The organism is Pseudoalteromonas sp. NSLLW24 (assembly GCF_015864725.1).
In the GTDB taxonomy this organism is placed as follows: Bacteria; Pseudomonadota; Gammaproteobacteria; order Enterobacterales; family Alteromonadaceae; genus Pseudoalteromonas; species Pseudoalteromonas arctica.
This window is the reverse complement of sequence record NZ_JADYWQ010000002.1, coordinates 25,713-39,127: the sequence shown is the minus strand read 5'-3', so window position 1 is coordinate 39,127 and position 13,415 is coordinate 25,713. Positions and strand designations below refer to the sequence as shown.

At 38.7% G+C, this 13,415-nt stretch carries 8 protein-coding genes; 3 read left to right on the top strand and 5 right to left on the bottom strand.

The annotated features are described in order from the left end of the window. Positions 1-229 precede the first annotated feature (229 nt). Entirely contained in the window at positions 230-2,707 is a 2,478-nt protein-coding gene (locus I6E72_RS01795; protein ID WP_010553175.1) for a PilZ domain-containing protein, read from the top strand. Positions 2,708-2,727: 20 nt separating this feature from the next. Here the strand turns inward: I6E72_RS01795 and serB are convergent, their stop codons facing one another. Further along, a complete protein-coding gene (gene serB / locus I6E72_RS01790; protein ID WP_197110875.1) occupies positions 2,728-3,756 on the bottom strand; it encodes a phosphoserine phosphatase SerB in 1,029 nt (342 codons plus the stop codon). 152 nt (positions 3,757-3,908) lie between these two features. Between serB and I6E72_RS01785 the strand changes: the two genes are divergently transcribed. Next, entirely contained in the window at positions 3,909-4,529 is a 621-nt protein-coding gene (locus I6E72_RS01785; RefSeq protein ID WP_007581635.1) for an AhpA/YtjB family protein, read from the top strand. Here the strand turns inward: I6E72_RS01785 and I6E72_RS01780 are convergent. The 4 genes from I6E72_RS01780 to prfC form a co-directional block, all read right to left on the bottom strand. After that, positions 4,496-5,263, bottom strand: coding sequence for a TatD family hydrolase (locus I6E72_RS01780; RefSeq protein WP_197110874.1), 768 nt, complete (start codon positions 5,261-5,263; stop codon positions 4,496-4,498). The genes I6E72_RS01785 and I6E72_RS01780 overlap by 34 nt on opposite strands. A 21-nt stretch (positions 5,264-5,284) precedes the next feature. Beyond that, on the bottom strand, positions 5,285-5,923 hold the full coding sequence (gene pdxH / locus I6E72_RS01775; protein ID WP_002958774.1) for a pyridoxamine 5'-phosphate oxidase: 639 nt from the start codon (positions 5,921-5,923) through the stop codon (positions 5,285-5,287). Positions 5,924-6,484: 561 nt separating this feature from the next. Continuing rightward, on the bottom strand, positions 6,485-8,227 hold the full coding sequence (gene argS / locus I6E72_RS01770) for an arginine--tRNA ligase (RefSeq protein ID WP_007581630.1): 1,743 nt from the start codon (positions 8,225-8,227) through the stop codon (positions 6,485-6,487). A 57-nt stretch (positions 8,228-8,284) separates the two neighbouring features. Next, positions 8,285-9,874, bottom strand: a complete 1,590-nt coding sequence (gene prfC / locus I6E72_RS01765; RefSeq protein ID WP_197110873.1) for a peptide chain release factor 3 — start codon at positions 9,872-9,874, stop codon at positions 8,285-8,287. Between the two features lie 852 nt (positions 9,875-10,726). Here prfC and I6E72_RS01760 point away from each other — a divergent pair. Continuing rightward, positions 10,727-13,393 carry an ATP-binding protein gene (locus I6E72_RS01760; protein ID WP_007581624.1) on the top strand — a complete coding sequence of 889 codons (2,667 nt, stop codon included), beginning with the start codon at positions 10,727-10,729 and terminating at the stop codon, positions 13,391-13,393. Positions 13,394-13,415 lie beyond the last annotated feature (22 nt).

Sequence of the window (13,415 nt, the reverse complement as noted above, 5' to 3'; positions counted from 1 at the left end):
TGGTGTTTCTTTTTAGCTATAATTTAGGGCATACTTTTTGCTTTGAAATAGTTTAAAGTAACTTGCCAACAAAATGGCATATAACACATAATAACAAGAGCTAAACAGTAGTAACTAAAATAATTGTACCTATATTAATAACATAGCGCGATTTAACGTTTATTGAACTTCTAATAAATGGACTTAACAGTATACCTACTTTTTCAATTAGACGGTGATGGTTTTATAAATGGCTGATGACATAATGCTCAAACACGAAGACCTCGTGAATGAGTTAAAAACATATTTAGGCAATGCTAAATTTGACCTAATTTTCAAATCAAAAACCGCTGGGTTAACCAAACCTGAGCAATTTTTGATGAAAATGGAAATGTCACGCTTATCTCAGCCAGTGGCACGCTTTGTTGATCTTCGTGGATTAGTGACGGGCCAAGTAAAACCGTATGAGCATAACGGTAAACAGCACTTTATGGATGACACAGCCATTGAAGTGTTTGAAAAAGCACTTAAACAGCATGGTGAATATACTCTAGCCGTTTACGAAGCCGTAATGAATACAGAAAATAACCACCGCGTATTACAAAAACAAGCCGCCGAAAAATCAGAACTACAAGAATCAGAAAGTAACTTAAGCACTGAAGTAATTAAGTTTGCCTCTTACGAGAGCCGCCGTGAAGAACGGATGAATTACTCAATAAAAGTAACTATTGATTACAAAGATAAAAAGAACATTGCTGCTAGCACCTCAGATATATCTTTAAGCGGTTGTAAAGTTAAGCTTGCAACGCGCTACTCTATAAAAAAAGGTGAACTAATAGCAATGCGCTTGGTAGGCCTTGAACAAGACTTTGAACTTGGCCTAAAAAACGGTATTCAATACGAGGTTGTTGCCGTTGAAAATATCTCTCGTGAATACAACCACATTCGCTTAAAACGCACTTATATCGAAAATAACGATGCCTTTAATGACTTTTTAGAAAGCTTTATTCACGGTAATAAACGTCGTTATAAAGTAAATTTAGATAACACGCTCGATGCTGTAGTATCAAAGGGATATGAGCAATACTACATCCCTCGTGTAACGTCTTTATATGTATTTTTAAGCAAAAAAGATGAACAGTATTACCCAAGCCTTAGCCTTACTACTGAAAATAATATTTTTATCCAGCGCTATTTTACCGATGAAAGAAAAACACCGTGTTTGTACAATATACTCAATCATCAGCGCATTACACAATTACTAACCCAAATTACCGCGGTCAAAGAAGATTACCTCTATACATTTACACATATATCATCGGGTAAAATTTACTATTACTCTGCGACACGAACTGAGCTAAATAATAACCCTAAATTACGTGATCTATTTTTAGGTTTTGGTAGCCAAAAAGAAAGTTGGCAGTGCTTTAAAATACAAATAATGCCAAGTCATCCAGATGATTCTTTTATACCGCTTTCATTACCTAATAGTGCTGGCGCTAATATTGAAAAACTCAACAAGCCGCCTTCCCCTCGAGTTAAAGGCCTTATAAAAGACGTTAAATATATTGTTGTACTTACAAGTATTGGCAATAAAACAGAGCAAGCAGATTATAAACAACTTACTTTTGATAAAGCGTTAGTAAATCAGCTTAAACATTTTGGCCACGCAAAACATAAAACGCCACCTTATTTAGATATTGTGCCACTTGAATACGTAAATTTACGCTCGCATAAGCGCTACCTTTATAAAACACCGGTTAGCGTCACTATTAATGATGAAGTATTTAACGGTTATACACGTGACTTTTCTGTAATGGGTTTGCAATTAGAGTGCGAGCAACCAGTCACATTTAAAAAAGGTGATATAGTACTTTTAACATTTCCTGAGCTTCAAAAAATAACTAAAAAGCATAAACTTAGCGAACTAAAGTACGAAATAATGGCCATTAGTAAGTCATTCACTACTATTAACCTAAAAGCGAATCGTGTTGCTGATTTACCCCATGCTGGCGTGACTTTTTTCACTCAGTTAATAGAAGGGAATAAAGACAAACTTAAAGTATCTGAAGAAGCGCCAAAAGTAGAAGGCTTATCTACCGCACTTAGAAATATGGTTACAAAAAGTGTATGCCAATTTCCGCTGTATTTACACAAAGAAGCTGCACACTTTAAAACAGGTGCAATTGGTTATGGCTTATACGCCAGTCCTATGCATGTTATTTTGCAAAACTTTGGCTTATTAGGTAACAAAACTGACTTTTCGAGTATTCTTACCGAAGAGCAAATTATTAATGTAATAACGCCTAATATTAAAGATCGCAGTCGCCAAGATGCACCGCTTGCTTTTACACTCGCTATTAATTTCGACCCTCGTAAGGGTAAAATTGAAGAAGCTATTGTTAGCCAATGCGCTTTAGGTGAAGACTACTCAAGCTTTTATAAACAAATTAGTAAAGGCATTACATCACAACTTATATTTGTGATGCGTTTGTATATTTCGCGCACAGGTCGCCCCGATACTGACTACCTATCAAACGAGCTAAAATACGTAAGCCAATACGCTATGCATAAAGCAAAAGATTTAGAGGAAGCTTTATGGGCTGTTGCGGGTGTGGGGGACGTAGTAGATATAACTGAAGAAGCTCTAAGCCATTTAGAGCTTAAAAAAGAGCAAGTTGAACAAATGGGCCGCCGTAAACTAATTTGGTTAAACCGCTTACGCTAAGCGGTTTAACTTAAACAACTTTAAAGAGCGGGCTCTTTATCTAACGGAATGGCCAACATATACAACAATTGTAATAATGACCCTTCACAAATAGCCGCTTGTGCTTGCTCAACTACTTTAGGTTTGCCATGCACTGCTACACCTAGGCCAGCTTTTGCCATCATGACTAAATCGTTTGCGCCATCGCCAATAGCAACTGTTTGCGACTTCTCAAGCCCTAGTTTATGTTGTAACGACTCTAGAATAATTGCTTTTTGTTGTGCATCTACAATTGTACCCAGTACTTTACCTGTTAGTTTATCGTCTTTAAACTCGAGTACATTAGCGTGCACTTCATCTAAATTAATAAGCTCTTGAACGCGCTCTGCAAACGGTACAAAACCACCTGATGCAATTGCTAAATACCAGTCATGCTGTTTTAGAATTTGACACAGCACTTTAATACCCGGCATGAGTGGCAATACACTTTTTAGCTCTTCAATTAAGCTTTTTTCAATACCAGCCAGTTTAGCTACGCGCTGATTTAAACTCTCGCTAAAATCAAGTTTACCCGCCATTGCAAGTGCGGTTACAGAGGCAACTTCGTCGTAAACATCCGCAAGGCGTGCTATTTCGTCTATGCACTCAATAGTTATTGCAGTTGAATCCATATCCATAACCAATAAACCAGGCTCATATAAATTAGGCGCAGTAGCAACTTGCACTAATTGACAATCTAGAGTGCTTGAAAACTCTTGTAGTACTAACGGGTTTATAGCTTGATCGGAGTTTTTCGCGTAAAAACACAGTGCTGGAGCTAACCCTAAATCTGGTTGATATTGACATATAGCACTGACTGTTTGGTTATGCGTAGCTAAAAAATCAATAATGCTAACAATGTGTTTTTCTTCAAAATCACCCGCAAATGCGATGCTAAATAACCCTAATGCTTTGTTTGGTATATAATCAAGAGGTGTAAATACACCACCACTATAGCTAAACCATTTATTTAGAGTTAAGTGTTGTAATGGTTGCTCAGCAGCTTGCTGTGCCATGTTGATTTGCGACATGGGATCTCCGTGTTTATTTTTATTTTCCTGATAATTGGCATATCATAACTGGTATTCTCAACACTAAATTCGCCATCAGGTGGGGTTTAAGGTTATAGTTAGTGTAGTTGTAACATCAAATCAAAATGCTGTCAGTAGCATAAACGGTGACTATGAAAAATAACCATATTAAAAACCCTATTACTGCTTCTCAAAGAAAACGACTTGTTCGCTTAATACTAGCGGCTGGTTGTTTTGTATTACTAAGCTGGGTAGGTGTTAATAGTAGTTTTCAGAGTCATCAGTTACTTTATGATAGTGCCGATAGCACGGCAAAAAGCCTCACTCAGTTTATGGCTTTAAATGTTAAAACACCGCTTATTGAAAAAAACAAACCACAGCTCAACGCCATTTGTAACGATATAAGTAAAGATGAATTTGTACTTTCTGCGACTATTTATGATCAACAAGGCATTTTAATTGCTAGCAGTGACAATTGGCAGTCACATCATATTTATGGACAACTCCCTGACTCTACACCGGGTATTAGTAAACTAAAAACACCTTTTATGGAACCCGTGATAAGCGATGATGACCGCCCTATAGGCTTTGTGTCTGTTACTTATTTAACTCGCGCCGCAATATCCGACAGCCATAATCATTTTCATGACTTAGGTCGACAGGTACTATTAATGCTAGTGATTGCATGTATTTTTACGTGGCAGTTAGGGCGTGGATTAAAACGTTGGCAGGTAAATCGCTATATGCAAAAAACATCTGAACAAGAATCGTAAAGCTGCTTTGCAAGCGTCCCTCTTTTACTATGTGGCTTTAAATCACATAACGCGTTAAATACATCAGGTATATGTAATGGCGTGTTAACTTCACCTTGATGACCGCTTAACGGCATTGAAGGTGAGTCGGTTTCAAGCACTAAGTGCTCTGGCTCAATAGCAGCAATAACAGCGCGTGTTTTAACTGCGCGATCATAGGTAATAACGCCGCCTATGCCAAGCTTAAAACCCTGCTTAATATAGTACTGCGCTTGTTGAAGTGAGCCCGAAAAGGCATGAATCACTCCCCCGTTTTTTGGCTTACACCGCTTAAACGATTGCGCAATTAAATCATGGCTTTGCCTATGATGCACAATGAGCGGTAAGTTAAGCTCATTAGAAAGCCCTATTTGCTGCTCAAATAAATAAGTTTGTTTAGGAAGGTTTTCAATACTTCGATCAAGCCCGCACTCCCCAATAGCTACCAACTGATGCTTATTTGCAGTCGCGAATTCAAATAACGCTTCTATGTGCGATTCGTTATGTTGCTCTAAAAAGTAAGGATGTAGCCCTGCGGCTATTTTTATACTTGGGTAAGTTGCTTTGAGTTTTATGAGAGTATGTGATTGAGCAAGCGTAATACCCGGCACAACAAACTGATTAACTCCCTTTGCTACACACTCGTTTATGAGCGATTCACGATTCGAATCAAACTCGCTAAAGTCGAGGTGGCAATGAGAGTCAATAAATTGCACGGTTACTTACTCATCTATTTATTAAGGGTTTAAGCGTGTAATTTGCCAGCTGTTATCTGCTTGGCGCTGATACATAAAACGGTCATGCAAACGATGCGCCCCACCTTGCCAAAACTCAATTTTAGTGGGCACTACACAATATCCGCCCCAAAAATCAGGAAGTGGTATTTCACCTTTAGCAAACTTATTTTTCATGTTGGCGAAGGTTTCCATGAGTACTTTACGTGATGACACCGGACGACTTTGCGCTGACGCCCACGCAGCTAATTGGCTTTCTTTAGGACGAGATAAAAAGTACTTTGCCACGGCAGATGTAGGTAATGGTTTAGCCTCGCCATACACAATAACTTGGCGTTCCATGTGGTGCCACGGAAAGTGCAGCGATATTTTGTTATTACCTTTAAGCTCTTGCGCTTTACGCGAACCTGTATTGGTAAAAAATACAAAACCGTTATCATCCAAATGCTTTAAAAGCACAATGCGCTGTGAAGGCTGACCTGTTTCATCAACAGTTGCTACAACCATCGCAGTTGGGTCGGGTAACTGGCTTGCCACTGCATGCTCAAGCCATGTTTCAAACTGCTTAAACGGATCATCTTGCAAGTTATCTTCGCTTAACGCGTCTTGCAGGTATTCACGGCGGATATCTTCGAGTTTCATAACAAGTCCTTTAAATAAAGCCTTAGAAAAGAGCTTAGAGTAGCGAGCTTAAAACAATGGATGTTGAGTAGTAACAAATATTAAGATTCAGGTGTATTCGATAGCAGTAAACATAGAGTCTCAGGTGTATCGTTGGGTTTCGTTTCACTCAACCCAACCTACAACGTAAACTACACAACTCAGATATCTGCAAGTGTAGGAGTCCTAGCAAGGCGGTAAAACTATTTATGCCAAGGAGCATACGGTTTGTATGTGACTTTGGCTAAATAAACTTCTTAACGCAGCTAAAGCGAACTACACAACTCAGATATCTGCAAGTGTAGAAGTGCTGACAAGACGGAGTGCTTTTTTATGCCAAGGAGCATACATTTAGTATGTGACTTAGGCTAAAAAAGCACGACAACGCAGTCAAAGCGAACTACACGCAGCAGACGGTTCACCTAAGTAGTTTAGCCTAAGACAAGGCGTCCAACCTGACTTATCCCTATGAGCATACGGTTTGTATGTGATTAGGGTAAGTCGGATTGGATAACGCAGTATTAGGTTAAAATACGACGGTGATTACATTTGCTCCATAACTTCAATACCTAGCAAATCCAATCCCGTTTCTAATGTTTTAGAAACCAAATTACACAACACTAAACGGCTATCGCGCACGCTTGGCTCTACGCCCTCTTTAAGTACTGGGCAGGCTTCGTAAAATGTCATGTATAAGCTTGCTAGCTCATATAAGTAACCACATAGTACGTGCGGTGTTGCTTCGCTGATCATTAAATCAAGTACTTCTTCAAGCTGTAGTAGCTTAAGTGCTAGCGCTTTTTCTTGAGGCTCAATAATTGCAACATCTGAATTTAATGTAGCTGCATCAACGCCTGACTTACGGAAAATACTGCGTATACGTGTATAAGCATATTGTAAGTAAGGGGCGGTTGCGCCTTCAAAGCTTAGCATGCTGTCCCAGTTAAAAATGTAATCGCTGGTACGGTGCTTAGAAAGGTCGGCGTATTTAACTGCGCCAATACCTACTTTACGTGCAATCTCGCTGCGATCGCTATCACTTAAATCAGACTCACGTTCAGCTAGTTTTGCAGCTGCACGGTTAATTGATTCTTCTAATAAGTCAGCAAGTTTTACTGTGCCGCCAGTACGTGTTTTAAATGGTTTGTTATCGGCGCCCATCATGGTGCCAAACGGGCAAAACTCGTAACTTGTTTCGTCTCGTAATAAACCTGCTTTACGCGCTGTTAGCTCTACTTGATTAAAGTGTAGATTTTGACGTGCATCTACAAAAATTAAGATACGATCAGCACCTAATTTATTTGAACGGTAATCACATGCCGCTAAATCGGTTGTTGCATATAAAAAGCCACCGCCAGATTTTTGTACGATAAACGCAGATGGTTCACCATCTTTGTTGGCAAGCTCATCTAAAAACACAACTTGCGCGCCTTGCGACTCTACTGCAATATTTTTATCTTTAAGTAGGCTAATAATGTCGTTAAGTTCTGCGTTGTATGCGCTTTCAGCCATAATATCGGCTTGAGTAAGCGTTACATTTAAACGCTTGTATACTTCTTCAGAATGCTTAACTGAGGTAGCTATAAACAGTTTCCAAAGTTTTTCACAGTGCGCGTCGCCGCCTTGTAATTTAACAACGTAATTACGTGCTTTATCTGCAAAGCCTTCTTCGTCGTCAAAGCGTTTTTTAGCATCGCGGTAAAAGGTTTCTAAATCAGCAAGCGCTACAGAATCTAAATCTACACCTTGGCTAATTTGATCTTCTAAATGCGCGATTAACATACCAAATTGCGTGCCCCAATCACCCATGTGATTTTGACGTACAACCGTGTCGCCTCTAAATTCAAGCGCACGCACAATTGAGTCACCAATAATGGTTGAACGTAAATGGCCTACGTGCATTTCTTTAGCAAGGTTTGGTGATGAATAGTCAACAACCACTTTTTGCGGGTTAGCATGCTCGTTTACAGCAAGCTTTGCATCACTGTTAGCGGCTTGTACGCTTTGCGCTAAAAATTCAGGCTTTAAATGAATATTAATAAAACCTGGGCCAGCAATTTCAGTCTTTTGAGCAATATCGCTTACATCAAGATTATCTATAATTTTTTGCGCAAGCTCACGTGGGTTGCTTTTCATTTTTTTAGCCGCGCCCATAGCTGCATTAATTTGGTAATCACCAAATTGTGGACGTGTGCTTTGTGTTACTGCTGGGTTTGTGTCTTCAGGTAAGCCTGCGCCAGCCATAGCTGCAATAGCTTTTTCGATTAAAATAGTACGAATATTCATGTTTTTACCTTTATAAGCCCACCAAAGCAGGCTTTCTTTTAATTCTTTGAATGAGTTCTAGTTTTCGCGTGTATGGTTAAACGTTACTTCTGGGTAACGCTCTACCGATAAGTTAAGGTTTACACGGCTCGGCGCTATGTAAGTTAAGTTATCGCCACCATCGAGTGCTAAATTACTTTCGCACTTGCGTTTAAATTCTTCAAACTTTTTAACATCGCTGCTTTCTACCCAGCGTGCTGTATTTACGTTTATACCTTCGTAAATAGCATCTACGTTATATTCAGCTTTTAAACGTGCTACAACCACATCAAACTGAAGTACACCTACTGCGCCCACAATTAAATCGTTGTTTATAAGCGGTCTAAATACCTGCACAGCACCCTCTTCAGAAAGCTGTACTAAGCCTTTTAATAATTGCTTTTGCTTAAGCGGATCGCGAAGACGAATACGGCGGAATAATTCAGGCGCAAAGTTAGGGATACCGCTAAATTTAAGTTTTTCGCCTTGGGTAAATGTATCACCAATTTGAATTGTACCGTGGTTATGCAAACCAATAATATCGCCAGCGTAAGCATCTTCTGCTCGCTCACGATCGCCCGCCATAAAGGTTACCGCATCAGAAATGCTCACTTGCTTGCCAATTCGCACGTGATTCATTTTCATGCCTTGGCTGTACTTACCCGACACAATACGCATAAATGCAATACGGTCTCGGTGTTTTGGATCCATGTTTGCCTGAATTTTAAATACAAAGCCGGTAAAGTTTTCTTCAGTTGCAACAACAAGTCTGTCTTCAGTTTCACGTGGTAATGGCGTTGGTGCCCATTTAGTCAAACCATCTAAAACGTGGTCAACACCAAAGTTACCGAGTGCAGTACCGTAATAAACAGGCGAAAGCTCACCAGCTAAAAACAGCTCTAAATCAAATTCATTTGATGCACCAATAACAAGCTCAAGCTCGTCACGCAATTGCACGGCTAAATCTTCACCAATGGCAATATCTAGCTCAGGGTTATCAAGACCTTTAATAGTACGAACTTCTTGAATTTTATGACCTTGACCTGATTTGTATAAAATAGCTTCGTCATTATGAATATGGTAAACACCTTTAAACTCTTTACCACAGCCAATCGGCCATGTAATAGGTGCACACGCAATTTTCAGTTCTGTTTCAACTTCGTCTAACACTTCCATCGGGTCGCGAATTTCACGGTCACATTTGTTCATAAATGTAACGATTGGTGTTGTGCGTAGGCGTGTTACTTCCATTAACTTACGAGTACGATCTTCTACACCTTTTGCTGCATCAATTACCATTAAACACGAGTCTACTGCGGTTAATGTACGGTAAGTATCTTCAGAGAAGTCTTCGTGTCCTGGTGTATCTAGTAAGTTAACCAAAGCGTCTTTATACGGAAACTGCATTACAGAGGTAGTAACTGATATACCACGCTCTTTTTCCATTTCCATCCAGTCAGACTTTGCATGTTGGTTAGAACCACGGCCTTTTACAGTACCGGCTCGTTGAATCGCTTGTCCGAATAACAATACTTTTTCGGTAATGGTTGTTTTACCAGCATCCGGGTGAGAGATGATAGCAAAGGTACGTCGTTTATTAATTTCACTAAGGAGATTTTGATCTGCCATTAAAAAAGTTCTTTTAGTTTGTATACGGATATTATCCACTTTAAGTATGCTGAGCTTTCAAGGCTTAAATAATACCAATTGCATTAAATTAGCGTTCTATTATAGCGATAATAAAATAGCGCAATAACAAGGCGAAATTATCACATAGACTTATTCTCTATGAATAATTTTTAACGTAGTTAGTGAGTTATTTAATACGCTAGAACGATCTTGTTTTAATAAAATTGGTATAGAGCAACCTCGAAAGCTCAACACACCATCAGAAAAGCCCTAAATTGGCCCTTCACATGCGATCCGTTATGTTAATCGTAATTGAAGACTATTTTCGCTGATCTTGGCCTTATAAACAATCAATGGTTGGTTATTAGCTGATCTTTTTTATTAATATGAATTTTGGGAAGCCTAACTGCAAATGAGGTATAAAAAAATCAGTAATAAGCCAAATAAATAGAATCAGCACACAATACACCAAGCCTCTGCACACCATTAGAATTTTTAAGCCTTGCTTGAGAATATAACCTAGTGGCCCGGCTAACAGCCCTGCGTTAACCCACTGGTATTTATAACTGAGAGTAAATTAGAATATTCAATTTTAAGTGATAGCATTTATCCTTAAAAAAATGACTTTAAAAGATGTAAATTTATGTAAACTTTTTTGAACAATAAAATAACGGTTATAAGCATGTAACTTATTAAATTAAAATAACTTAATAAAATAAAAAAACACCAATACAGAGCTAAATACCATGCAACTACTGATTGTAATTTAGCCACCAAGACCGCCACAAGCTTGTGTAATAAAGTCGTAACGCATATTATTGATAGATTGCATGGAGGATAAGTCGTTTGGTCATGAAAACCAGTAAGTTAAGTATTAGATTATTATGGTATATAACACCCCTTGTTATTCTACCGCTGCTATTTTTAGGTGGCTTTACGCTCACCAATGTAACTAATTCAACACAAAAACAAGCTGATTTAATTATGAGCCGTTTTGTTGAGCAACAACAGCAAAAAATATTTAATTATATCGACTCTTTTCACTCTACAGCAAAACTACTTTCAACCTCGCCAGTACTTAGTGATTTTTTAGCAAACGACATTCGTGCCAACGGTAACTACACCCGAAAACTTGGCGCGCTTATGGATGTATTTGCCAGTTACAGTGAAGCTTATCCCGATATAATTAGCATTAATTTAGTTTCAGCCAGTGGGAAAAGCGATGCCTACTACTCTAACAACCTAACAACAGCGCCTAAAAGCTACCCGTTTTTTAATCAAGTATTGCAAAGTAATTTAAGTAAACAGCAATTTATGATTCAAAAGGATGATGGCACCACTAGTTTATATTTTATTCAACGAATTTATAGTGTTGATTACTATTTAAAACGACCACAGCAGCTTGGTTTTATTGTAATACATATAGAACCTTCAATACTAAACTCTAGTATTTTAGAAGCGCCATATAACAACACGCTTAATTTAATGTTGACTAAAGACGGGAAAATTTTATTTAGCTCCGATTATAATATGCGAGGCCAATACATAAGCGAGTACGAACTTAATCAAGTGCACGACCTCGCTGATATCGGCATGCTTTCAACTATTGAACTCTCAAGCATAGACAAAATAGAGCGAATGATTTTTGCAGTGCAAATGCCCGGCGGATATTATTACGTATCGACCATTCCCAAAGGGGTGCTTTATCAATCAGGTAAAGCCATAAGTTTAATAACAGGCTTAATTGTTATTATTTCGGTGATCACCCTGCCAATATTAATTTTTGTAGTGGTCCGCAATTTATTACTTAACCCAATTGAGTTACTCGGGGCTGCGAGTCATCGTGTTGGTGATGGCGATTTGTCGGTGCACTTACCAGCTCATACAAATGATGAAGTAGGTGTTTTATTTAACGACTTTAACCACATGGTTAATCAAATAAGGCACTACCAACAACAGCTTGAAGAATACAAACACCACCTTGAAGATAAAGTGGAAAGTCGTACCCAAGCACTTGAAGCTATGAACAGCCAACTTGAGTTAGCTATTGGCCAAGCTGAGCAAGCTAATCAACTTAAGAGTCGTTTTTTAGCCAACATGAGTCACGAAATACGCACGCCGCTCACGGCCATTATGGGCTTTACAGAGCAGTTACTACATAACGATAAAGTAGCGAATGACAAACAACACCTAAGCACTATTTTACGTAATTCAAAACACTTACTAGAGTTAATAAATAACATACTCGATTTATCTAAAATTGAAGCTGAAAAGCTGGCTGTTGATTTGTCAGCGTTAAACGTAGTGCAGCTTGTGCACGATATTGAATCAATTATTCAACCACTGGCACAAGAAAAACAATTAACCCTTAATATCGACTATCAACTGCCGCTCCCCCGCACCATTTATAGTGATGTGACCCGCTTAAAACAAATACTTATAAACATTGCTAATAACGCCGTTAAATTTACCGAAAATGGGAGCGTGTCTATTTGTGTGCATTATTTACAAGCAAGTCAAAAGCTAGAGTTTGTAATTAAAGATACTGGTATTGGTATGTCTGAGCATCAAATAGAACGTGTATTTAAGCCGTTTGAACAAGCCGATGCCACAACTACACGTCGTTTTGGTGGTACAGGTCTTGGGTTGTGTATTTCTAAAAACTTAGCACTGTTACTTGGTGGCGATGTAAATCTTGAAAGTGAAGTGGGTGTAGGTAGCCGAGTTACAATTAGGGTGGCATGTCAGCTCTCTGATGATCAACCCATGCTTGAATTTTTAACGCAAGACAGCCAGTTAATACCAGAGAAAGATCCTCTCTTATCGTTTGCAACCAATAGCTTCGACGCCAATATATTAGTGGCTGAGGATAACCCAGATAACCAACTATTAATTAAATTATTACTGCAAACCTGGGGTCTTGAACCCGATATTGCCAGTAATGGCGCACAAGCTGTAGAAATGGCGCTCGTAAACGACTACCAACTTATTATTATGGATATGCAAATGCCTGTAATGGGCGGATTAGAAGCGACTAAAATGCTTCGTCATGCAGCGTATGATGGCCCTATCATTGCCCTTACTGCCAATGTAATGAACCATGATATAGGCACTTATCTAGAAGCTGGTTGCGACAAAGCACTGGCTAAACCCATTGATAAAGATGCTCTGGAAAACGTACTCGTAAGCTACCTGCATCTTGAAAAAGATAATCAAAATAAATGGGATAGCCTATTAAAGAGCGAAAAGTTTCAGCAAATTGCCGATAATTACTTAGCTAACTTACCTACATATTTAGAAGAAGTTAAAGCTTTGCAGCATTGTGATGATTGGGAAGCATTAAGAGGCATAGCGCACAGTGTTAAAGGCAGTTCTGGATGCTTTAACTTTGATGAAATTTACCATAGCGCTGCGGCACTTGAAGAGAACTTAAAAAGTAACAATAAAGTACCAAGAGACGAGTTGGTAAATGATTTAATAGCAGCCATTGAGCAAGCAATTAGCGACAAAGTAACCTAAAAAGCAAACTTACAAAACGGTA